This is a genomic window from Stieleria marina (assembly GCA_007741555.1).
Taxonomy (GTDB): Bacteria; Planctomycetota; Planctomycetia; order Pirellulales; family Pirellulaceae; genus K23-9.
Map to the genome: position 1 here is coordinate 3,883,779 of CP036526.1, position 24,311 is coordinate 3,908,089.

Here is a 24,311-nt window from a genome sequence, read left to right on the forward strand (position 1 = left end):
ATCACCCAGTCGGCAAATCCGTTAGAACTTGAAAACGATTGACACGTAACTGACGACACTCCGATCCGGACCATGAACACTCCATGAGATTGACGACAAAAGCATGTCCGCTAGCCTTGGTAATCGTTGGCATTTTCATGCTGGTATCGGGACACACTTTGGCGGCCGAGACATCGTTTCAGAAAGTCGAGAAACCACGACTTCTGGTGCTGACCGATATCGAAAACGAGCCGGACGATGCGATGTCTTTGGTTCGACTGTTGACGTATTCCAATGTGATCGACATCGAAGGGCTGGTTGCGACGACGTCTTGCTGGCAACGCGACGCGATCGCTGACTGGCGGCTTCACGAGATCGTCGATGCGTACGGTGAGGTCCGCGACAATCTGCTGAAGCACGAAGCGGGCTACCCGACTCATTCGCAACTCAAGAGCCTGATTAAGAAAGGCATTGCGTCGTTTGGAATGGAAGCGGTCGGTGAAGGCAAGGACTCTGAAGGATCCGACTGGGTGATCAAGATGGTCGACAAAGATGACGATCGCCCAATTTGGATTCCGGCGTGGGGCGGTGCCAACATTTTGGCTCAGGCGTTATTCAAGGTGAAGAAGACGCGTAGCCCAGAAGAGGTCAAAAAGTTTGTGTCAAAAATCCGGACTTATACGATCTCCGACCAAGATGACTCCGGCCCTTGGATCCGTGAGACATTTCCGGATCTGTTCTACATCGTCAGCCCCGGCTATCACGAAAATGGTGGCAACAGTTATCCCTACGCGACCTGGGTCGGCATCGCCGGAGACAGATTCCACGGAAAGTTCTCCGGCGCAAATTTCGACATCGTCGACAACCCTTGGCTGGACAAACACATTCGACAAAACCACGGTCCGTTGGGTGCCCAGCATCCGCACACCGAGTACTTGATGGAAGGTGACACGCCGTCATTTTTCCACATCATTCCCAATGGATTAGGCCACCCCGAGCATCCCGATTGGGGCGGATGGGGCGGACGCTACGAACTGTACACTCCAGCGAAAAAGAACTTCATGTACAGCGCGGAGACGCGGCCAATTTGGACGGACACGGTGGATGCGGTCGTGGGAGTCGATGACAAGCATTACATGACCAACCACGCCACCATCTGGCGATGGCGCGAGGATTACCAATTTGATTTCGCAGCCAGAATCGACTGGTCGAACACCAGCGAGTTCGACAAAGCCAATCACCGTCCGGTCGCGGCTTTTGCAAAGAACACCAGCCAGAACATCGTTCACATCAATGCCAAACCGGAAGAGAAGTTGACACTCAGTGCGGCTGGCTCAAGTGACCCCGACGACGACAAACTTTCCTATCGATGGTTCCAGTATCGCGAGGCGGGAACACTGCCCAACGAAGTCAAGATCGACAACAGCACCGCCGTCGAAGCCAAGATGACGGTGCCGAAGACGGATCGAGCTGGAACCCGTCACGTCATCCTGGAAGTCAAAGACAACGGCACACCATCGCTTCGCAGTTATCGCCGCGTGATTGTTTCGGTGGGCAAATAAAGCAGAGCGAAACGCGATAGGCAAGCGAGTTTGGTTGCTCAATACATCCCAATGATTACTTTGGATTCGAGCAAGCCAACTTGAACAACGCACGGCAGCCAGAGCGTTTCCGTCGGCCATTTTCCGCGAATCAAAATGAACCATGTTGTCTCGAATACTCCCCCAGGTTTTCATGCTCGTGGGGGCAGCCATTGCGCAGGCGGATGACATCGAACTCTCGCGGGCGATTCCGGTCGCAAACGGTAGCATGGTCGTGATGCGGTCACCGGATGCAAACCCTACCCGGCTGCTAATGCACTTCCACGGCGATCCGAAGACCGTAAGGGCGGCGTACGCTCGCAGCGAACTTGAATCGGTACTTGTGGTCATCAACTTTCCTGGCCTATCGACTGCGTATTCCAAGCCGTTTTCAAACGATTCCACACTTTTTGAACAGATTCAGCAGATTGCCAGAACCGAAGTCGCGAGCTCGCTTCGCGGTGCCGAAGTTGATTGGGACTGTGTTAGCCTTTCGTCCTTCAGCGCGGGCTACGGTGCGTTGCGTGAGATCCTAAAGACGCCGCGGAATTTCCAGCAAATCAGTGGCATCGTCACGGCTGATTCCATTTACGCGGGATTGCAGGCAGAACATCCGAAGCGCGAAGTCGACGAGTCCGACATGCACGACTTCCAGCGATTTGCGTCATTGGCTGCACAAGGCAAGAAAAAGTTTATTCTGTCACACTCTGCTCAAAAAACGCCCTACGCGAGCACCACCGAAACCGCAGAGTACTTGCTGCGTTCGCTGGAGCTTCATCGTTCTTCGGCGAACGACCATCCGGTCAAATCCATGCATCAGGTTAGCCAAGCACAGCAAGGGAACTTCCTGGTGCTCGGGTTCGATGGCACGACGGGACCGGAACACATGCAGCACCTTCACAACATCGATCTACTTTGGCGGCAGCTTTCCGATTAAGCAGCGCATTCTTTTTCTGACAATCGAAAACGGGTTGGCAAAGCGGCCCACACGATGTGGCGGATGTTGGGTCACTTTGGAATTTTGTTCAGGGTGTACCACGCGTGTGGATGCAGCAATGATTGTCCTTGCGCGTTTTTGACCCTGTCGGCAATGATCTCATGCACGAAAAGCTCTCGCAAACCGTCCACCCTGAGGCGAACGCTTTTCAAGTCGTCCGCAACCGTGGCAGATTCTACGCTCAACGAACGCTTTTGAATTTCATCACTGCCGTAAGTCGAGTGGTACAGATAGGTGTGACTGTTTAACTGATAGGAAGCAACGTCTTCGGCGGAACTGCGATCCACTGGCTGCGTGAACGTCAGCTCGAAACCATCGGGAAGAGCGTGAATCTCTTTGACCTCGAACGGCGTCTTGCCCGTCCAGCGCAGTCGCTGCAAACCGTACGACGCCGATCCCAAGCTACTCCATCCGCGATTCGTCAGTCCTACAAACATGCTGCCGTCGGTGCCCTGATCCATTCGCAACACAGCCGATGCCAGCCGGGAACGAAATGGGAAGCACGCTCCCTGGTATTCGCCGTCAACTTTTTCTAGGAACACGCGATGGATGCTGGCCTGCGTGAATTCGCCGACGAAAAGCTGTCCTGCGAACGGCCCAAACTTGCCGCCGCTTTCATCCAGCATGATGTCAGTTGCTGACTGCCCCGCCTTTTTGTACGGAAACCAAACGGCCGGAGGGCGAAGTTGGTCGAACTGCTTGACGGCGTCGGGGTACGGCAGCCCATTGGGCACTTTTGTGACGCCGTGAATCGGGGATCCGGGTTGGTCCATCGACGCGAGCGATTCGGGATGATGAAAGAAAGCTCCTTCGCGCATGTGATGTAATGAGTTGGTGGCAACCCAATTGCCCTGTTGGTCCGAGTAGAACATGTCGCCGTCCGCGTTCGCGCCAATCCCACTTGGCGACCGCATGCCAGCACAGACTGGAATCAGTTTGCCAGCCGGTGTGACCTTCATGCCCCAGCCTCGCCAACGTCCCTGATGGTATCCCAGCACCGGATTGGACACGGTGCGTTTGCGGTGTTCGCCTTTGAGCCCCATGCCGATGTTCAGCGTGACCCACAGATTTCCGTCCTTGTCCAGCTTTGGGCCATACGCATACTCGTGGTAGTGGCCGGTGACTCCCCAGCCCTTCGCCACGGTCAAGTATTCGTCGGCTGCACCATCGTCATCGGTGTCAGTAATCCGGGTCAGTTCGCTGCGCTGAGTCGTATAAAACGCTCCGTTGTGTTTCAGCAGGCCAAGCGGTTCGTGAAGTGCCGTCGCAAAACGGTGGTACTTTACATCGGTCGGCGGGTCCGCATACACGTTGTCCAGAAACCAGATCTCGCCCTTTCGAATCGCGACGGCAACCCGATTGTCATCGATCACCTCCAGGCCACTGACCTCCAACGCCAGATCGTCGGGCGCCGGTTTCCAGTTTGACGAACGCGAACCGGTGGGTGATTCGGAAGCTGCGATCGTGATGATTCGGTAATAGTCCGATTCGTCGTCGGCGATTGCCGATGTCATCGGGCTTATCGCCAGCAGCGCAAACGCTGGCTGAAATGCCATGGCGTGCCAATTCACACGAACAGAGCGGCAAACTTTGGCAAACGAATGCAGGTGGTAGTTACAAGTTTTCACCATTGGTAATGCAGTTCCATTTCAACGACAGCGTTTGCGGGAAGCGGCAACATCCATTCGTAGCCATTCTTGTTTCGTCGCACCTCTCCATCTGAAGACAGCCCGACGACGGTAACCTTCAGTCCGTTCTCGTCTGTCATGGTGAAGTCGTCTTTCTGCCCCGGGGTTTTTCCGCTTAGCGGTCGAATCCAAATCGTTTGATCGACCGCAGTCCGCCGAATCGTCAGCTTGCGACGGAGTTGGCGGTCCGTCGTTGCCGTGATGCGGTCTTGAACATCGCAGCCCGCCATCTGATACAGAAACGTTGGCACGCCTGACGGGTCAAGGCGAAAGCCCTGGAATCGCATTTCAGCGTCATTATCTTGCACAAATAGCGACGCATCGGGAAAGACAATCGAGTCGTCCCCCAACTGTTCGGCAGGTGGTGCAAATCGGACGAACCAGGTTCCCTGTGCATCAAGAAAGCGGCCCTTCCAAGCCGTCGCTAGACGCACCCTTTCGGCATCAAATGCAAAGCTGATTTTCTCTGGTAGACCGACGGCGATCGCGTGAGTTCCAGCGTCCTTCATAAACGTTCTGAGCAACAGCGGACGATCTTCTGGAATCAGTTCAAAATTTTGCGACCGCGATTTTTCCAGTTTCTGTGGCAACGGCTGGTTCGCAGATTGTTTCAGGTAGTGCCAAAGCGCGGATATTTGCCGCGAAGCGTCCCCGCCGTAAACCGTCTTCAGTTGCCCTTTGCCGTCCGGGAAGAACGAAGGCATTCGCGTGCCCGGTTTCAAGTGGGCCGGATCCAACAGGAAATCGCGAAACCATTGCGGACGGACGCGGTTGGTAACGTCACTGAGTTCCACGCCAACGACACCGGGCAACATGTTTCCTTGGAGCGAGTGGCACTGCACGCAGCCGGTATCCAATAAGATTCGACCAGCGGCCATGTGTTCGTCTTCCAACGGAAACAATTCCTGTTCTGCAATTTCGTCTTGCTGATCTGCGCGGCTTAACTGCGTTGGCAAATCCCGCATTCCAGCTTGGGGAAAACCAGGCATCTGAATCGTCATGTGTGGCCGCAGCTTTGCCTTACCCGAAAATACATCTTCAAGGCTTTTGGGTAGGAGCTTGTGCCCCACTCCTGTCAGCGGCGGTGGCAGTCGGCCTTCGTCGCCGACGTCAATGTTCCCAAAGGTTTCGAAGCACGCCTTTCGATAGCGGCCGACACCGCCGATTTTGTCCCGCTGATGACAGGCAAAACAATTGAACTGCAGCAAGGTGTGCCGAGCCAATGCATCTGCGTCCAACGAGTCACCTTGGCCAGTGGCGCTCGGCATCGCACTATCAATCGCACTGGAAATCGCCTGCTGCTGATCGTCGTTCAGCCCAAAATCTGGCAAGCCGGTCGCCGAATTGAGGCAGGAATGATCAGTGGCACGCAGCGTACCCCAAGCCTTTGCCGTCGCGGATGGTTTCACTTTGCCTGCCGAATGACAGTTGGCACAGCCCAGTGCCGCAAATAGCACTCGCCCCTTTTCGGCGAGCGGTTGGTCGACCTTGGCGGGATGAAACTCGGACGCCATGCTCGGCCCCGATCCGTCTCGCTGCGTAATCCAAGCGGCGATATCGGCGGCTTGGACAACGTTTAAATCGAACTTGGGCATTCGGCCGGAAATGCGAGTGCGATGCGGGTCGAGCAGAAAGTGCGTTAGCGACTGCGCCGAGTATTTCTTCGATAGTTCGTGAAGCGGTACCGATGCAACACGCCGAGTCGCCGACGCCAACCCCATCTCTTCGATCTCGTCCGGACTGAGCTGCTCAAGGACAAGCGACAAGACAGTGGGTTGCGTTTCGACGGTCTCGTACGTCGGATCCGGTTCGTGACACGCAACACAGCCGATGCGATGGAACAATTTTCGTCCCGCTGACGGATCACCGTGTTTCCAAAACTCGTGCGGCACCGCACTGGCGCCACCCGCCTTAATGACCGGAAATTCCGCTTGCTGTGCTCGCAAAAACTCGGTAATCGCCACCACGGTCGCTTCGCGATCCTTCGCCGGAAGCGTTGCTAAAATATGCGGCATCGTCGTGCCGGGTTTGGTCTCGTGGGGAGCCGCAATGAATCGTTTCATCCAATCCGAAGAAAGCTGCACGCCGGCTACACTCAGGTTTGGCCCTCGTTTGGGCTGCAGCGATTGTTGTTCTGATGCATGGCAGGCCACACAGCTCAATTCGCTGATCAACAGTCGCCCGCCCTCGGCAGAGTCGATATCCCCGTGACGTGCGAAGCGTTCGAAGCCAGCCACGAACGGCGCTTCCTGCGCAGTAACGCCTGAGCCGAGAATTGCTAACGCAGCAAATGCGATGGATCTAATCAAGGTGCAATGATTCACTCGTGGCAACCGGTTTACAAAGTCCATGTTCTCTAGTGTCGATACCAAAACGTTTTCAGCTGATCTCATCAGTCCGCCAGTTGATTGGGCACTGACCATTTGATCTTGGCAATGTGAATGCTGTTGTCGGCACCATACTTGTTGTCGACTGGAATCACATGATTGGGCCCCCACGTCTGCATCCATTCCGTCACGACGACCCATGTTTCATTAGAGGTGATGTTGGCGATTCCAAAATTCCCCAGTCGTGCCCCGCGCTCGGGGACGATAATTTGTTCCGTGCTCTTGATCAATGTCAGCTTGTCTGGGTCGACTTGAGCGATGAATAGCGGCGCTCGATGCCGAAAGACGTGGTCGTTGTCGGCTCCTTTGCGAGTGTAAACGAGATACAGACCGTCGGAATGTGTCACCCAGTGCTGCTGCGTGTTGTAGTTGCCCAGATCGGTGCCATCGTCAAATTTCCAACGCTTCGGTTGATCATAGGTCAGACCGTCCTGGCTGCTGGTGACGTACCCGTGATCGTCGTTGCGAAGCGTCAGGAAAAAGCGCTCGCGAAACTTAGCTACCGACGGTTCGTAGAGTCCACGTTTGACGTCGACCGTCATTTCGTTGCCGTGTTTGAGGTACGTGAGTTCATTGCCGTCGAATTTGCAGAGGCAAACCGTGACGCCAAACTGTGTTTTTTTCGGGTCCTTGAAATACACGGGAAGCAAAATGTTGCCATCGGGGAGATCAACCCGCTGAACGCTACCGGCGCCACTGTTTTTGAAGCGAATGTCGTCAGGCATCTGTAAATGTTTCGGCTTACTCCATTGATTGGTCGCTGGATCAAAGACGGCGTAAGCAGTTTGTCGCTCTCTGACCTTGATGACTTTGTTGTTCTTGTACTGAACGGTTTGTCCGGTCCCCAGCAATACGCCGCTCTCGCGATGCCACCGGGGAGTGAAGTCGCAAATCGTTTCTTCTTTGTCGTCGTCGATCCGTCGTCGTTCGAAGAGTTTTTGCGGCATCAACGGCGCCCACGATTTTCCCAAGTTGCGACTGACCGTGGAATTGAGTGCGTAAAACACGTCGGAACCGGTGATCATCAGCGGCTGTGTCGTCACGACAACGGTCGGTTCCGGCTGATCAGGCCCAGGCGGGATGATGCCAGCTCGGGCGTGCACCCAGCACTTTGTTCCGTCGTACCCTTTAGTCAGAACGGTCCGTTCAATCTGGAAGGCGGTACGATTTGGTTCCAGGGGATCGTCGGCAACACAGGGGTTCACTGCAACAACGAACACAGCAACTATCGAGGTGACCAATGTTGCTGCACAAAATGAGCGGCGCGTCATGGTAAGAATTTCTTCTGCTTGGAGGGCGGGCACAGAAATGCGGGCGGGGTGAAGGCGGGACCGCCTCGTTCGGAAATCTCTGCGGGTTCACATCATATCGTGATTAGGAACGTTGCTGTCGATCGGTACCAATCGCTAAAGAAGACTCAAAGCGTTGTCACGTTGCACGAGCGGGAAGTCGATGGTTTTTCCTTGCTGCCGTTGAGATTCGAATACACCGCAGATCATTTCGACCGTCGTCGCAGCGGCATGAGCATCACAAAGCGGCTGTCGGTCCGTGTCGCAGGCATCCATCAGATCGCGAACGCCAAGCACATGGTTGTACACATTGGCGATCAATTCGTTTTGAGTCTCCGGACGTCCGACTCCGCCCGTCGTAATTGGAATCCAGGGACGAGGCGTGCTGGACGGCTGGAACGGGTTTCCGGGAGTGAAGTGGGCAACAGGTTTGTGGTCGATGTGAATGGTCACGGTGCCTTTGCTGCCGATCAGTTCCATGCAATATGCTTTTCCGTTGGTTCCGTCGTTCGCGATCGAATCGTAGTAAGCGACGATGCCCTTCTCCGTTTCATAACGAGCGTGAACTTCGTTGGCTGCCAGCGGCCCGAGTCCTTCTCCGCCAGCCCGAACATCCGACGCAGCGATTTGTCGTCCATCGCGAAGCATGATGGCGGAGCACGACTTGGGGACGCCCGCAAAGTAATGAACCAAGTTCAAGACGTGACTACCCAGAACCCATAGGTCTTCGTCGCCTCCGCGGCGGTCGCCTTTCCCGCGGCCGCGAATTTGCAGCAATTTGCCAAGTTCGCCCGCCGCGATCATTTTGTCAATCTGCGTCAACACAGGGTGATAGCGATTGCGGTGGGCCACCGCGATTTTTGCACCGTGCTTTTCACTGGTCGCAATCAGAGCGTCCGCTTCACTGGGCGTTCGGCAAAATGGTTTTTCGATGTAAAGCCCTTTCACCCCCGCTTGGATCGCTGCGATGGCCATGTCGTGATGTTGATCGGCGTGACGAGGACAAACCGACACGAACTCGGGCCGAATTTCTTTCAGCATCTTGCGATAGTCGCCGTAGCCCTTGTCGACTTTCAATTTCTTCAACTCGTTTGCCAAACCAGCCTGATCGGCGTCGGCTACCGCAACGATTTCGACACCAGGAATCTTCTGCCAAACGGTGTCCAGGCCGTGTCCGTAATTTCCACGCCCGGTGTGTCCGATCACGGCGACACGCCGATTCGTTTGGGTATCTTGAGCAAACCCCGTCGCAGCGATTGCGGAGGTGGCTGCAAAAAAAGAACGTCGCTTCATGGTGAGATAGCTTTGCGCGAGACTCGGTGGGCGATGCTTTTAGGCAAGCAATCGTGGTGACAGTATAACTGCACGCATCGTGCTGCGCGTTCATCGAGACCTGCTACGATTCCAGCAACCAACAAAGTGCCCGTTTCACTGCAGTGGATTCTTTCGACTCGTGTTAGGTGACGAACCGAACACCTGAACAACGGACTGCCGCGCATCCTTCGGTATCCACATCGCAGCCCCCGCCCGACAGAGAGTTCCCGATGAAACGTACTGTACGAATCTTCTCGTCGATCGCACTCCTGACGATTGCCGTCTGCTTCTGGTCGGCCTGCAGCATTGCCGACGACGGGGGTACAGAGGATACCGGAAAACCTGAACCGAAACCCGACGCCATCAGTCGGCTTGACCAGGCGGAACAGACCGGTGTGATAAAAACCACCGGTTCGTCACCGCCAGCTTCCCAGCCAGCCAAGTTGACAAAAGGCGGAGTCGTACTGACGTTTGACGATCGCAACTTTGACGACTGGGTCAATACACTGTCTCTATTCGACGAGTTCAACGTCAAAGCAACCTTCTTTATCCACGGAAAGATTGACGGCCCGGCGCGAATGGCCATCGCACAACTCAAGTTGCATGGCCACGCGATCGGCTCACACAGTGTCAGCCACCTCAAGGCAGTTGAGTATTTCGAGGCGAACTCAGCCGAGAAATTTCTGCAGACCGAAATCGATCCGCAGATGAGAGAGTTTGAATCCGCTGGCGTCGATGTCGTTTCGTTTGCTTATCCAATGAGCCGTAACAACACGACGACGGACAAAACATTGCTGAAAGTCTTCCGGCATCTGCGCACCGGCAGAAATATCACGGAAGGAAAACGGTTCCGCGACGATGACGCGTTCTTTGTAAAAGCAACTGAAGTCTCCGAGCATGGATGTCTGTACGCTAAAGGCATCGACCATGCTCCCTGGCGTCCCGATCGCACCTACGCTCAGATCGACGGAGCTCTCGAAAGAGCAGCAGCGAATGACGAAATCATCGTGCTGTATGCTCACCGAATTTCTGAAACCGGCACGCGGAACTACTTGACGCCCGAAGCACTCATGCGCGTGATCAGCAAAGCGAAGAGCATTGGATTGCAGTTCTATACGTTCGACCAATTACCGTAGTGAAGCTCCTAGTCTGCGATGCGTTGTACTCCGCAGAACGCAGCGAACTCTCAAGCACGCGATTTCCCAAGAATCATCGTTGGTGCCCTGAAGGTCTCTTGGCGGTAGCGACTGTCTGCCGTTGCCGTGATTTGATCAAGCGTCGTCGAGTGCTCGATCCAACGCAGGATTTTGACAAATCGCCTGAGACGTCCCTGACGGGGCAAAAACACAAAGGGTGCGATGTGACTTGCGGAATCACACGGCTCTTTCGACTCTCTGGCGGAGGGGCGCAGTACTTTGAGTTGCGAACGCTACAATCGATTGCAGGTGCAGCATCGCATCCGGCTTGCAGTGTGAGTCACAACTTCAGTGGTGCACTTTTGAAATGAATGACGCGTCTCTCTGACAGATTGATGAGCTTCCCGAAGGCGGATAGCGGGAATCACTCGATCCGTCCGAAAGCATATGGTTTGCGGTGGCTACTGCGGTAGCGAAAAGGTTCTTTCTGGTCCGTCTTGTCCAATAGCGTTGGCGTCTGACACAAGTGATTTACAAAATTTCGCATCGTATCGATTTTCACTACGACGAAGCAGTCAGCATCCAACCGCTAACGATTCGGTTACGACCGCGTAGCGATGGTGTGCAGCGTGTGATCCAGTGGAGCTGCCACTTCACGCCCCATTCGTCTGCGTCGACGTCGATCTTGGATGTGTTTGGCAATGTTGCCCAACAGGTTTCGTTTGATGGCAGTCATCGGGAGTTGACGATTCAGGTCGAATCGCAAGTCGAAGCATCACGGCTAAATCCGTTCGACTATCTCTCGCTAGATTCACGTGTGACGAATTTGCCAGCTTTCTACGACCTCGATATTGGCCAAGCACTCGCGCCCAATCTGCATCGACAGACGATGGATCTCGAAATTGGCCACTGGGCGGGCGAGATTTCGGGAAGCGTCGGTTGGCAAACGCAACCGTTCTTGCTGAAGCTATGCGAGACCATCAATCGCGACTACACGTCGGAGATTCGTTTGGAAGGTGCCACGTTTTCTCCGACAAATACGTTTAGTGAAAAGCGGGGCGCGTGTCGCGATTTAGCGGCGCTGTTTATGGATGCCGCTCGTTCTCAAGGGCTCGCGACTCGCTTTGTCAGCGGCTACGTCTACGAGCCAGGGCGAGTCCATGGTTCGGAATTGCATGCCTGGGCCGAAGTCTATTTGCCCGGCGGCGGCTGGCGTGGCTACGACCCAAGTTTAGGTGTCGCCGTCGCCGACTTGCACATTCCTGTCGCAGCCGGCCCAGAACCACAGTGGGCGGCTCCTACGGAAGGCTGCTACTTTGGACGAGGGGATTCCAAAATTGAGTACGAAGTGCAAGTCACTCGCCTGCAATAGGCAGCCAAATTGCTTCCCCGTTGCGAGCGATCCATCGCAAGCTCTGGCACAACTTGCCAGCTTGGATCTGGTTCAGGGTAAACAACTGTTAGCCGTCCGGCATGTCAAAGACCGGATGGTTTGCGCCATGCCGCTAACTACAAACCTCGTATGTTCAAGTACCCATTCGACGTGGGTGACTTCGCTGGTTATTCCGTTATCACGGTACTGATCAACTTGTCACTGGCCAGGATGTCCCAAGCGCCTTCCAGTTCGTTGTCTTCGGTTTCCGTCTCACTGTCGTCGTTGACGTACTGGATGATCGCCACATCGTTCGCGTTCCCGCTACTTGGCGATGTTACTTGCCAGGCCTTTGGCGCCAGGTTCAATTCTTCCTGGGTTGAGTCGTCTTTCTGCGTTTCGGAAGAGTCGGCGTTGGCGGAAGGGTTTAACAGGGACGTTGATATTACCTGCGACTCACCCTGCGCGTTAGCAAGTTGCGTGCCCGCCAGTTCCGACCGGGACCAGTTGGCTTCCAGTCGGTTCAACACCATCAAGATATCCAGCGGCATCGGCGACGGGCGCGAGATTTGAAACGGTGGCGACATTCGTTGCACCAGGTGTTGGCGACGTCATCGAAACAAACGTCTCACTCCCATCAGGAAAGCGTCCGTCGGAAACGTCCGTCACTTGTTCACCGAATACAACCGAGTCGATTAGGGTCGTGCCGTCAGTGTGATACAGTCTGATTTCTTCGCCATCGGAGTAAAGTTTGAAGGTTGCGTGCGTGTCGCCTTGATCGGTGTCTCCATCGGCCCAGACAATGAGGTAGCCACCTGCGGCGATCATCGTTCCATCGGCAAACTGACACTGAGTCGGGTCAGCCAAATCAACAGTCATCGACATTCCGCTCGAATCGATGGTTTCGGTACCGGGGTTGAAGATCTCTACCCAATCATCAAACGCACCATCTTCCAGGCTGAATTCGTTATCCGCAATGAATTCATTGATGAATAACACGACCGGGTCCACTGGATCGACAATGACCACGCTGGCAAGATTCGCTTCGCCAAGCGTCGGCCGGTCGGTTGTCTCAAAATCGCCTTCGCCATCCAGCACGCGGGCCAGTGAAGTATCGTCGGCCATTGCGTCGTAGGTCAGCGTGTCGATTACCGTGACACCATCGGTCAGTTGCAACGTGCCGCCAGTCGCATTGACGGAGAAACTAACGTGGTTATCGCCTTCGCTGGTTTCGCGGTCGATCCACAACGTCAGGAACTCGCCATCATCCAGATTTCCCGTTGGAATCGCCCACTTAGTCAGGTCATCTGAATCGCCGGTCAAATACAGTCCCGAAAGATCCACCATTCCGGGACCGACGCTGTAGATTTCGATCCACGGATCAAAATCCCCCGACTCATCTTGAGCCGTTGCGACATTCGCGGTCATGAGCTCATTGAGTCGTAGATCCGACGTCGATGCGTACGTGTCCAACTCGGCATCAAGGTACTGTGCACGAGCATCAATGGACGAAGTCAATCCGAAGATCGTCTTGTTTCCGGACACAACGTCGCTGTTCAAGTTTTGCTCGAACTGCGCGGCGGTGTATTGCTTAATGGGGTCCGCCGCGAAATCGTCGCGAATCAGATCGCCTAGCTCGTTGATCCGATCGATCGCGGTCGCGACGTCGAATCCTTCACGAAGCATTTCGGCCAAGTCACGAAGGTAGTCATCGCTATACTGATCGACTGCCCACAAGTTTTCCATCAACGGGCAGCCCGAATGGATCTAGCTCCTGCAGATCCTGGCCCGGAGACGTGAACAGGCTGAACGTTCCAAACGATTCATTTGCGTCCCACAGCAAATGGGTGAATTGCCCCGTGTCATCGCGATCATAAAGAGTAAAGTGATGAGCCGCTCTGTTGTAAGAATCCAAGTTCGCGAACAGGTTGTTGATCGCAATCGCCGCCAACGCATCATCGACATCAAGCAACGGTTCAATTGCCGCCGGCAGGTCTTTGGCGGATGTGTTGTTAAGGACGTCGATGAATTCAACTAAGTCGGAATAGTCGTTTGCTGATTCATTCGTTTTCAGCTGGTAGTTATCTTCGTAGGCGACGGGGTCATCACCCAAGTAAGTCATGTTCGACCCGAAATCAGCTTGAGGATCGTTGACGACGGTGTCCGATGCCGCGCCTTTGAAGAGGTCGCCGTCTTCGTCACTGCCGAACCGCGTTTGCACATAGGTTTTGTCGATTTGCTCAACCGCGGTGTAGACGCCATACAATTCGCCATTGATCGTGACATTGGTGTGCACGGCTCGACTGGCACCTTCGACGAAGTTCGCCGCAAAATCGTACAGCAACTTTTCCCGCAGCATGGTCGGGTCATTTGTAGTTGTTGTTCAGGTTCAGCATTTTCAGGCCGAGGTACGTCAGGGCGTCGCTGTCTTCAGCGACTTCTTGATGCCGGTACCGGTAAACGATGAATTGCCTTTCAAACGAACGCCGACGTTTTGCATCGTGATTCCGTCGATCGTGACATCAGCGGCGAAGCAGGGATCGTCAACATCGTTTGAGTGCGACTCGAATAGCACGTCGTACCAATCATCGTTTTGAAACGTGAACGAAACTTCATGGACAAAGCAATCGTCAAAGAACGCCGCGGCATCGTCTGCTACGACAGCGTGAGTCCAAGCAGATTCGGCGTCGGCGATCAACTCGCCCTGGGCCCGCACGTCGCCTGCCCCCACGACCGCCGACACAAGCGAATTGATTGACGCAGCCGCCAAATCGGCCGCGGTTGACAGATTGCCTATGTGGGACGTCGTATCCACGCCATCACCGTGTAGCATCATCTGCTGCTCGAAAGCTTCGACCCGCAGACGGCGACGGGACTTCTTGGGCGAACTCTTCTGAGGTAGTCCTTGAGCGGGGAACCAACCTTTAAAGACGGCGATCTCTCTCGTTCTTGTCTGACTAAGGCAACGGCTTTGGAGGTGAATGCGTAGTCACAACTGCCAAGGGTCCAAAATTCTGTCGAAATGCACGGAGAAAATTCCGCGAGCAAGTTTGGCCCTGTAGCGTGCGTTCTGACGCATAAAGATACAACGCAACGAAAATGCACATTCCACTTTCACATTTCATTTGAACCAAAACCCGCACGATCGACAGACGAGAGATCGTTGCGGCTTGGGAAACCCTCGGCCGCATCAGAGGGGTCTGCCTTCGGTTTGCGGTGCCCATTCGACAAAATGCCGCAGCCAGTGCTAGTTTGCGTTGACAATCCAGAGATGAATCAAGCTTGCAAACGGAAAGCCTCAGTTTGGCCAGCCGTCTCGGCCATAGCTTGGCTTCACGTCGCCGATTGATACGACGTGCGACGCTCGCGAGTTTTAGGCTGTTTTCACTGTTCGGAAAGTTGATCAAAAATGATTCTGAAGGATGCCGAATGACTCTAACCTATGAAACGACGATTAAGACGAGAGTCGAACGAACACTCTGTCAGTTGGACTACACCGCAGTTCCGGTGACGGATCACGGCGATGGTCGCATCACGCTTTCCTGCATCGATTTGGAGCCGGGTGATGTATGCATCGCCAGGGCGGCCGCCAAATGTGTTGCCGGAGTAACCGCGGTCACTGTGAAGCGAAACTGAAACGCGGGAAACGCAACTCTGGTGTACAAAGAATTGCGTTACACCAAACGATTAACGAATTGGCCGTTGCTGCCCAATTGGTTACCCAGCGACTGTTGAAAAAGCCCCACATCGACGCCGTTCTTTTCCAACACATTCGTCAACGCTGCTTCGAAGTCTTCGCCAGAAACTTCTTGATTTACGTTGGTCGTTAGTTCCGATATTGTGTCGACCAATTCGTTCAGCAACGCTTCGATGTCTTGTTCCTGAACATTGGCCGCGGACAGAGCGGACTCCACGGAGGTCGAACTACCGCTGCCCGGAGGCGGGCCCTGTGGTGGCGGTCCCGCAGGACGATTCGACTTGATGGCGTCACCTATTTCCGCCGGGTCGATCCCATTGGCTTCCAGGATCTCGCCGATGGCATCTTGAATCTGTTTGCCGTTGGCCGACCGGTCTGATGACCCCGACTCGATCGCACTGACGGCTTCTTGGACCTGATCAAGAATCTCGGAAGCCTTTTCATCGTCGACACCAATGGCGTTCAAGGCCCCGGAGAGTTCTTGGGCAGGTGGCGGTGGAGGCGGTCCCTGCAATGCTCGTCCTGTCGACGATGGCTGAATCGCAAAGGAGGTTGTGTAATCTGGGACGTTCATTTCGTTATACCAGTATCCAAACGGAGGAGATTTTTCCAGAGCGTGCAAAGAATTCGCAGCTTGCCTGTTGAACTATTCGATTTTCGCATTCGCGTAGTCGCATAAAAACCGGCAAATCGCGGGATGTTTGGATCAAAACGCGATGTCTCAAAACGGACTCACAAAATGAACGCGAATTGTTGTCACCTTTGACTGGCAAGCACGCATTGAGACTTAGGAACGCTTCTCGCCCCACACTTTTCAAGGAAATGAACCATGCGTGTTGTCTTCGCAGTGCTGCCGCTAATTGCCCTGGCCATAACGCCCGCTGGCGGCACCGCTCAACCTCCTGGACGCGGTGGTGGTCCCGGTGGGCCTCCCACCGAGATGATTCTGCAGCTATTCACGCTAGCCGACACGAACAATGACGGGAGTGTGACCAAAGCCGAACTCGCAGCGGCGATGCGAACCGATCGCGGAGGAAATCGACCAGGTCGCGGTGGTCCTCCCAACGGGGGACCACCCCCGCGCAATGGCAATCAGCAACAGGGCATGCCAGGTCAGCAGGATGCTGCTTCACGCCCCGGTGAAGTGCTGCCTTCGTTTGTCGTGGATGCACTCAATTTGGACGATCGGCAAAAGCGACAGCTGACCGCACTGCAGACGGAAGTCGACAAGCGGCTGGCAAGAATCTTGACCGATGAGCAAGAGCAGCAGCTACAAAACCAACAGCCAGCAGGCGGCGATCAAGGACGCGTGCAGTTCGGCCGGCCGCAGCGTCCACAATAGCTCTGGCAGTGACGCACCGCTCTGCAACACTTCCGTTCCGACCGGCCGCGCGCAACTTGAATGGCGCTAAAGCAGAGCCCCCCTTGTGCGGAGACTTGTCCAGCCTGCCATCTGAATCGACGCGAACCGTTCGCGTTGCAATTGAAAGTGCAGAGCATTCTCGTGGAAGCCTGCCAACTGAATCGATCGCAAACCTTCGTGGCTGTTCGGCAATTTTTTTGCAGAACCTTTGCCGTGGTTGATCGCTAAGGTTGCAGTCCCCCTCACCAGCAGACACAATGCTACGCTTGTCCGAGCGAGGGGACGAACTACAGGCAGGGGCGCACCGATTGGGTAGATTTCGGTCTTACTACTGAGACGCTCAAACTGCATTCATACGAGTACTTCGGCGTCATTGGCTTTTTTATGCGTCCGTTCCATCACTTCATTCGCGTGTTGCTTCTTTGCTTCACGCTCAACGCAGCGCAGAGCGTTGTTGCTGAAGTGATCACTCATGCGGATGAGAATTGGGAAACTGAATTTCAGGACGCGGGATCGAATCAACTAATCGAGCCGATTCGCAAGATGGTGTCTCTTGGACAGATAGATCAAGCGCGGTACGCGATCGCCAGAGTTTTCGAGAACACGGCAAACGCATCGCACTCCGAAATTGTGCTGGCACAACTGGCGTTCAACGAAGGCAAGCGTTTGCGAGCCAAAAAAATCTTGGAATCGCTGTCCGGAAAACACCCCAATCGCTTAGACGTGCAACTTGCATTCAGCCAGTTGGCGATGGCCGAACAGCGCTGGTTCGATGCATATGGAATTGCTTCGCGGGGTGCAGCCGCGGTCACTCCGACGACATGGGACGAGGCTCATGCCGCGAGTGTGCAACACCGACTCACAATGATCATGGCCAAGAGTTGCGAACATCGTCAGGCTTGGGAAGAAGCCGGCAGCATCTATCTTGAAGCGGCCCGCCGATCCGAACCTACTGCGGACGTATTAGCAGGACTTGGACGATGTCACTTCCACAACGGTGAAGTCGCCAAGTCAGTGCTTGCGTTTCGTGAACTTCGCAAGCTTGTCGTTAACGCGGAATTCCCCGAGCTGAGTGTCGCGAAACTCTTTCAGGCAGCGGGAGAACATGAACAGGCAAAGAAGTTTTTTCGGATAGCGGTTGCGAAGAGCGATGGCCGCGATCGTGAACTCAGTTTGATCGCGTACGCTCGGTTTTGCATCTGGAATAATCGCCCTGAAGTCGCGGCGAAAGCAATCGAGTCGCTTTCAGACGTGGCGACCGGCGAGCGAGAAGTCCAATTTTTGCTGGCGTTGATCGCAAGGATGGAGTCGCGGTTTTCCGATGCTCGCACAATATTGGAGCAGCTGCAGAGATCGCACCCCAACTCGATGCCAATTAAGAACCAACTTGCTTTGGTGTTGATTGAATCAGAGAACAAGGACGACCGAGCCTTCGCACGGTTGATCGCGGAAGCCAACACAAGAGCGCACTCGGCTGTCGCCGAAACCTGGTCCACGTTGGGATGGATTCAATACCGACTGGGCGAATTGCAATTGGCCGAAGAAACGCTGAAACACTCGATGAAAAGCGGAACGGGGCCACGTGACGTCGCTCACTACTTGGCAAAAGTATACGAGGGACTAGGAAACAACGAAGCGGCAATGGCATTCGCTAAAGCAAGAAACGTGGCCGAAGGCCCAACGTTCTACGCAAACACAAATTTTGAAACGAACGAGAATTAAACGTGAATAAATCCTTAGTTGTATTGCTTTACGCATTTATGCTAACGAATTTCTGCATGCACTCAGTGCTGCTTGCTCAGAACTCTACTTCGTGGAGCTCGACGGCTGCCAACGAAAATTGGAATGTTGGAGGCAATTGGGATAATGGCATTCCGGACCTAGTGACTGACGCTTTCATTAGTACTGTTAACACGGTCACGCTGAACACGTCTGGACTAGAAGTGGCGACGGTCAAGTTTCAGGGCGCGGGGATTTTGCAACTAAACGAAGCCCTGAATATTACAGGGCGAGGAACCGAGACACCATCGCTCATGATCACAGATAGTGATGTGATAATTGCGAATGGAAAATCGCTTGTCGTCGTAGGCGACGTAGAGGTTATTGACGGCTCGATATCCGGTGGAAATCTGATGCTAACCCCAGATACCGCCGCGCCACTGCAGGACGGGAAGATTCTCGTTCAAGGCACGGGCTCGCTAAACGCTGCTACTGTGAACGCGGCAAGTGTCACAGCCTCGGGGGGCAATGTAACGGTCGAAAACTTGACAACTTCTGGTACCACAAACGTGACAGGAGGCTCCCTAAACGCAAACAGCTTGAATGCAGCAAGCGTGACCACCTCTGGAGGATCTGTCAGTGTTGGCACTTTGACAACTGCTGGCGACTACGACTTTACGGGAGGAACGTTGACGATGAATCTGGGAGGCACCGCCCAGGGAACCGAGTACAGCTTCCTAGACATTGGTGGTGATTTTGACATCGAGAACTCGGGCACAACGCTTGAAGTCGCAACGGTAAACGGTTTCGCCCTGTCTGCAGGGCAAACGTTCGATCTTTGGGATGTTGGTCCATCGAATGACAGTGCCACCGACGGCATGTTTGCGTCAATCATCCTTCCAACTCTCTCTACTAACCTCGAGTGGGACGACTCTCAGCTGTTTACTACTGGTCAGCTCTCCATCACGGCCGTGCCCGAACCTTCTTCTCTGGCCGCCCTGGGAATGTTGCTAACCGTTTTCACGGTGCGACGTCGACGTCGCACAACTGTGGCTGCTTAGTCGTTACGTTCTCATCGCGGCAATGGTGCAAATCCATCGGCTGTTTGTTTTCCTGCCTGAATCGATTTCAAATCACGCGCTGCCCGATTCACGTTCAGCGCGTTTGCATCATTACTTGGTGGGAACGACGCGAAGGTGCTTTCTAACGATGGCCTGCAGGTCTTCGTACGCGACGGGCTTTTTCAAAAACTCGCTGGCGTCGATCCCTTCGGAAACGGGCTGTGCCCAACCTGAAATCATGATCACGGGCAGTTTTGGATTTCGACGCTTGATCTCCTGCATCACTTCGACGCCGTCCATCCCAGGCATACCGCGGTCGCACAGAACCAGCTGAAAATCATTTTCGCCAAGCATCTCCAGACCGGTCATTCCGTCCGGAGCGGTCAAGACGACAGTTCCCATCGAATTGAGCATGGCAGTGACGCTTTCACGAACCATCGGCTCGTCGTCGATATACAAAACCTGTGGCGACGAGGCGTCGGATGATGAGTTGCTCAAAAGGTCGTCCACCAGCGACGCTGTTTCGCGTGTCAGCGGTTCTGCAGGAACGTCCGTGGCAAGAGGCAACGAAAATTTCGCGACGGCTCCTTGGTTCAAAGTGGAATCGATCTCGAGCGTGCCGCCGTGCTGCGAAATGATCGCGAGGCATTCGCTCAGGCCAAGTCCGCTGCCTTTGTCTTTCGACGTATAAAACGGTTCCAAACATTTCTCGAGATCTTCGGGAGTCATTCCGACTCCGTCATCCGCCACTTCGACGACAGCGTCACCAGACTGTTCAAAAATCCGAATCGTCACCGTGCCTTCGCCATTGATTGCATCAACGGCATTGAAGATCAGGTTGGTCATGACAGCACGAATTTGCGACGCGACCGCGTGCACCGAAGGCGACGAACTTGCATCCACCTTTACCTGAACTCTCTTACCTCGCTCCGTAACATTGTCTTGCCAGCGGGGCTTGGTCATGTCGACGGTTTGACGAATCAAGTCCGTCAGTGAGACCGTTTCGAGCAAATTCAGGTTATGTGAAGCTCTGTAAAAGTGATCAAGCCGCCGGACAGTATCCGACATATCGCTCACTCCCGTGCGAATGTACTCGGCCCATTCATGTGGTTTGCCAACGACAGTACCGTCCTGTGCCAACAACTCCGCAAACGTCAAAATCGGTGTCAACGAATTATTGATATCGTGAGCGACGCCGGCTGCCATCTTCCCAAGGGCTGCCAACCGCTCTCGCTTGATGGCTCGATCCTGTGTGAACTGCAGTTGTTCCAGCGTGTGACGAAGCTTTTCGTTACTAGATTCCAATCGATCCTGCGAATGAACGCGTTCGGTCACATTGTCCACGGCTCCGACAAAACCCAGCAGTTCGCCCCCGTCACTTTTGATGGGCTCCGCAACCACTTCAAACCAAATCACATCGCCATTGGAGTGAACAAATCGCCCTTGATCGCGAAACTTGCCGCGCGTGCGAATTGATTTCATCCACAATTCAACTACGCGATCCCGATCCCCCGGATGAATGCCGGTCGCCCAACCGTCGCCCAACGCGGATTCGGCTGGCACGCCCAGCGTGCGTTCGAGTTGATGGTTGACGTAGGAAAGTTGCCCATCGACCCCACTGACAAAGATGCCCGTCGGCGAGCAATCGCAGATCGCACGGAACTGGGCGGTCTTTACTGCAAACTGACTAGCCAAAAGTTCTTGAGTGCGGGCCAGTTCTTGATTAGACGTTCGCAATGCAATGCCACGCCGAATCCATCCCGCCGCCAACCACGCCAAGACCGCCAGGAGACAAGCCGCCGCTGCCAGGAACCAGGGTCTTGCCCAAACCGGCGCAATGACCTCGATCGACGTCGGGCGACTAACATCCGACACGTTAAAATCGTGGTCTCGCGAACGCAATTGCAAGCTGTGCTCGCCCGGGCGGAGACCTTGCAACAAGATTCGTCTTGCTCGCCTGAATCGAGACCAAGGCTGATCATCGATTCGATACGACCAAGTCAATTCGTTGGGGCGTGTCCGATTCCAAGTATCGACACCTTGAAAAGTAATTTGCCACTGACCGTGCTGCTCCATTGAGATCGTTGGCGGATCAATCCAAGCCGTCGGGCGCTGACGGTCGGCATGAATTCGCTTTCCACCATCCAGCCACACACTGCCGTCGGCCTCGAATCGAATAGACCGACGCCCTAGATGATTGGGCAGATTGACGTGGTGAAAATGGCTTCCATCGAAACGGTGAATTCCCTTGGATGAATTCGTCCAAACGCCACCTCGCTCGCCCACGTTAATGACGCCGATGTCGCTCAGTGGCAAGCCATGTTTTTCGCCGTATTGCGTATAGCGTGTGCCGTCAAATTTGACGACGCCGCATTCCAAGGTCGCGATCCAAACATTGCCTTCCGCATCGATGCACGCGTTGGTGCATCCTTTGCCGTTCAAGAGTGGATCGTCCGGGCGTTGCCACGTCTTTCCATCGTACAGAATGACTCCAAAACCTCCCGCAAACATCATGCGCCCATCGGCAAGTTCAACAATCGTCGTCGCGAACCGTGGGCTGCTGGGCAAATGCATGTGGTCCCATTTGCCTGGGCGACCGACGATAAAACCTCCCGATAGTCCGCGATCTAAGCGGCCGTTAGCAGAAATCCAAATGCGTCCGTCACGTGAGAGCTTAAAGCCCTTGCTGCCAAACGAGCGAGCAATTTTTGGAAATGTACTGCGTTCCCATTTCGCTCCATCAAACGTACTGACAGCTGCCGACTGACCATGTGCACCACGAACGATAACCCCCTGCTCCAATGCCGCAATGCAAATCGGTTTTGCGATGCACCCATCGTCGGCGCTGTAGGCGACGGTTTCTTCATCGCTTTGTCGTACGGTCAAACCGAGAGCCGCATCAATGAACCAACGATCGCCTTCAGCATCCGTGCATTGGTAGTCCAGATTTTGCACGGACCAGTATTCCGATTTCGACATCGCGATCCGAATGGGAAACTGCCGCAGCCCCAAAATCCACAGCGCGTCATCCGATGCGACAAACATTCTTTGTCCGCGACTGGGCAGTTCCTTATCCCGCGTGTCAAACGTTTTCCAACTTGAATTGTGGTACATGTGCATCCGCTGTAGCCCGCCAACCCAAAGCGTGTCATCGTCCGTTTGCACAATGGGCGAGACAAAATCACCGCCCACCAGATTGGAGAGTTCTCCTGACATCCAGCCTTTTCCATCAAAACAATCAAAGCCGCCGTCTCTGTCAGACGAGATCACCCAGATCTTGCCGTCGCGAGCTTCGAGCACCGCAGGGCGTTTTCCAACCACCAATTCTTCTTTGTCCCATGAGCTCCACGTTTCTCCCTCGTCCGCGCTCATCAGCACGCTGCCATTGACCGCACCACACCAGAGTTGCCCGGATCGCGATCGCATAATCGAATGAACTGCCGGCGACGGAAATGACTTCCGCGTCGACGTCGTCGTAAACGAAATCGTTTTCTTTGCCTGGCTGTCGGGACGTATCACCGAAAGTCGCACCAATTTGCCGGGCGAGCGCTGCAGACTTTCGGCAAGATTGTTGGATTGACCGTTGACCTTACGGATGACGTCACCGATTCGCAGTCCTGCGGCTTTCGCTGGCCCTTCCTCGTCAAGAAAGACGACCGTTCGCCCGACTAACACCAGCCCTGTTCCGTCATAAGCTTGATCCACCGGTAGCAACGAACCGGGAAACGATCTGACTTCATCGAACCAGTCAAATTCGTCGATGACTGCGGCAAAGTCGTCAGAAGTGTAAAGCGTGGATTGGTTGGCTTCAAAACGGATCAGCCCCCAATCGCTGCAAACCCAAAGCGTTCCGTCAGCTGTCTCGACAACGTTGCCAAACTCAGGACCAGGCTGGTCAGCTGGCGGAAAAAATGGTTTCCACTTTTCACCTGCGCGGTCTGTCTCAGCGTTTGGTTCCGATCGATAAAGTCCTTTTCCAGACGAGGCGATGAGTGAACCGTCGTGGCTTGCGGTTAACCAGTTGATTGGAGCGGAAGGCAAACCATGTTTACCAGCAAAGTATCGCCACTGGAGCCCGTCGTATCGGGCCAGTCCGCTCTTAAGGCCAAACCACATGTTGTGCTGATGGTCTTCCGCAACACAGCGGGCTCCGCGAATGGCAGGTTCGCTAAATCGGCTGATTCGCCAAGGCTCCGAAAGCGGATTGGCTGATTGGATTTGGTAGGCAGTCTCCGCTAGCAGCGTCTTTACACTTTGCTGACAGGCGATGCTTGCGACGATCACCAACACGCTCAGACGCAGAGCCGACAAAATCTTCGGCGTCGGTTCACTAAAGGGATGCGGTCGTGGATGACGAAACATTTCGGCTGCTCGCATCTCGTTTGCGAAGGTGACCCATTCGATTTAAATCTGCTTCATCTCGCATCACTCTGGTCAGTAGTCTCGACAAAGCACAGAATCCTTGGAGCAATTTCGCCCAGTCGTGTGCACCGACGACTTCGCGGGTGGATCGCGCTGGATCAGCACACACTGCCGACCGACGAATTGCGCCCCCCCCCCCCCGATGTTAACGGATTGTGGTGCCCTCCGGTGGGCCCTCGCGATGAATCGACGTTACTGACGATGTATCGAAACACCCAGACAGCCAATTCGCTCAGCGGTGATACGGGGCCACAACGGCACAAATTGCACACCTGATATCGCTCACTCATCACTTCGGCGAGGCTCG

18 protein-coding genes are annotated in these 24,311 nt (G+C 54.5%); 9 read left to right on the forward strand and 9 right to left on the reverse strand.

Translation table 11 applies throughout. From position 1 onward, the window contains the following. Positions 1–83 precede the first annotated feature (83 nt). Both K239x_RS13870 and K239x_RS13875 read left to right on the forward strand, forming a co-directional pair. A complete protein-coding gene (locus K239x_RS13870; protein ID WP_145418654.1) occupies positions 84–1,541 on the forward strand; it encodes a DUF1593 domain-containing protein in 1,458 nt (485 codons plus the stop codon). Between the two features lie 142 nt (positions 1,542–1,683). Next, positions 1,684–2,496 carry a hypothetical protein gene (locus K239x_RS13875; RefSeq protein WP_145418656.1) on the forward strand — a complete coding sequence of 271 codons (813 nt, stop codon included), beginning with the start codon at positions 1,684–1,686 and terminating at the stop codon, positions 2,494–2,496. A 71-nt stretch (positions 2,497–2,567) separates the two neighbouring features. Here the strand turns inward: K239x_RS13875 and K239x_RS13880 are convergent, their stop codons facing one another. The 4 genes from K239x_RS13880 to K239x_RS13895 all read right to left on the reverse strand — a co-directional run bounded on the left by K239x_RS13880 (position 2,568) and on the right by K239x_RS13895 (position 9,213). Then, positions 2,568–4,112, reverse strand: coding sequence for a DUF7133 domain-containing protein (locus tag K239x_RS13880; protein ID WP_145418657.1), 1,545 nt, complete (start codon positions 4,110–4,112; stop codon positions 2,568–2,570). A 68-nt stretch (positions 4,113–4,180) separates the two neighbouring features. Further along, positions 4,181–6,481, reverse strand: a complete 2,301-nt coding sequence (locus K239x_RS13885; protein ID WP_145418658.1) for a c-type cytochrome — start codon at positions 6,479–6,481, stop codon at positions 4,181–4,183. Between the two features lie 155 nt (positions 6,482–6,636). Continuing rightward, a complete protein-coding gene (locus K239x_RS13890) occupies positions 6,637–7,734 on the reverse strand; it encodes an exo-alpha-sialidase (RefSeq protein WP_419190034.1) in 1,098 nt (365 codons plus the stop codon). Positions 7,735–8,037: 303 nt separating this feature from the next. Beyond that, positions 8,038–9,213, reverse strand: coding sequence for a Gfo/Idh/MocA family protein (locus K239x_RS13895; RefSeq protein ID WP_145418660.1), 1,176 nt, complete (start codon positions 9,211–9,213; stop codon positions 8,038–8,040). 251 nt (positions 9,214–9,464) lie between these two features. Here K239x_RS13895 and K239x_RS13900 point away from each other — a divergent pair, with 251 nt between their 5' ends. From K239x_RS13900 to K239x_RS13910, 3 genes are all read left to right on the forward strand, one after another. Further along, on the forward strand, positions 9,465–10,370 hold the full coding sequence (locus K239x_RS13900; protein WP_145418662.1) for a polysaccharide deacetylase family protein: 906 nt from the start codon (positions 9,465–9,467) through the stop codon (positions 10,368–10,370). Further along, a complete protein-coding gene (locus K239x_RS13905) occupies positions 10,370–10,741 on the forward strand; it encodes a hypothetical protein (protein WP_145418664.1) in 372 nt (123 codons plus the stop codon). The genes K239x_RS13900 and K239x_RS13905 overlap by 1 nt, the downstream gene beginning before the upstream one ends. A 155-nt stretch (positions 10,742–10,896) precedes the next feature. Further along, on the forward strand, positions 10,897–11,742 hold the full coding sequence (locus K239x_RS13910) for a transglutaminase family protein (RefSeq protein ID WP_145418666.1): 846 nt from the start codon (positions 10,897–10,899) through the stop codon (positions 11,740–11,742). A 468-nt stretch (positions 11,743–12,210) separates the two neighbouring features. On the opposite strand, the gene K239x_RS13920 is transcribed toward K239x_RS13910, so the two are convergent. Genes K239x_RS13920 through K239x_RS13930 form a run of 3 tightly spaced genes read right to left on the reverse strand, consistent with a single transcriptional unit; the run spans position 12,211 to position 14,578 of the window. Beyond that, the gene (locus tag K239x_RS13920; RefSeq protein WP_145418669.1) at positions 12,211–13,488 is read right to left on the reverse strand and encodes a lamin tail domain-containing protein; all 1,278 of its coding nucleotides are present in this window, start codon (positions 13,486–13,488) and stop codon (positions 12,211–12,213) included. After that, entirely contained in the window at positions 13,457–14,101 is a 645-nt protein-coding gene (locus tag K239x_RS13925; RefSeq protein WP_145418671.1) for a CotH kinase family protein, read from the reverse strand. Before K239x_RS13925 ends, K239x_RS13920 begins: the two co-directional genes overlap by 32 nt. 54 nt (positions 14,102–14,155) lie before the next feature. Next, on the reverse strand, positions 14,156–14,578 hold the full coding sequence (locus K239x_RS13930) for a hypothetical protein (RefSeq protein WP_145418673.1): 423 nt from the start codon (positions 14,576–14,578) through the stop codon (positions 14,156–14,158). A gap of 593 nt (positions 14,579–15,171) precedes the next feature. Between K239x_RS13930 and K239x_RS13935 the strand changes: the two genes are divergently transcribed. Next, on the forward strand, positions 15,172–15,378 hold the full coding sequence (locus tag K239x_RS13935; protein WP_145418674.1) for a hypothetical protein: 207 nt from the start codon (positions 15,172–15,174) through the stop codon (positions 15,376–15,378). 38 nt (positions 15,379–15,416) lie between these two features. Here K239x_RS13935 and K239x_RS13940 read toward each other — a convergent pair whose 3' ends face one another. Beyond that, a complete protein-coding gene (locus K239x_RS13940) occupies positions 15,417–16,013 on the reverse strand; it encodes a hypothetical protein (RefSeq protein WP_145418676.1) in 597 nt (198 codons plus the stop codon). A gap of 255 nt (positions 16,014–16,268) precedes the next feature. On the opposite strand from K239x_RS13940, the gene K239x_RS13945 reads away from it, so the two are divergent. From K239x_RS13945 to K239x_RS13955, 3 genes are all read left to right on the forward strand, one after another. Beyond that, entirely contained in the window at positions 16,269–16,781 is a 513-nt protein-coding gene (locus K239x_RS13945) for an EF-hand domain-containing protein (RefSeq protein WP_145418677.1), read from the forward strand. A 405-nt stretch (positions 16,782–17,186) separates the two neighbouring features. Continuing rightward, positions 17,187–18,524, forward strand: coding sequence for a tetratricopeptide repeat protein (locus tag K239x_RS13950; RefSeq protein ID WP_145418679.1), 1,338 nt, complete (start codon positions 17,187–17,189; stop codon positions 18,522–18,524). A 2-nt stretch (positions 18,525–18,526) separates the two neighbouring features. Then, positions 18,527–19,582, forward strand: coding sequence for a PEP-CTERM sorting domain-containing protein (locus tag K239x_RS13955; RefSeq protein WP_145418681.1), 1,056 nt, complete (start codon positions 18,527–18,529; stop codon positions 19,580–19,582). Between the two features lie 111 nt (positions 19,583–19,693). Here the strand turns inward: K239x_RS13955 and K239x_RS13960 are convergent, their stop codons facing one another. Further along, positions 19,694–23,944 (reverse strand): response regulator, encoded by a 4,251-nt coding sequence (locus K239x_RS13960; protein ID WP_419190035.1) that lies wholly within the window; start codon positions 23,942–23,944, stop codon positions 19,694–19,696. Positions 23,945–24,311 lie beyond the last annotated feature (367 nt).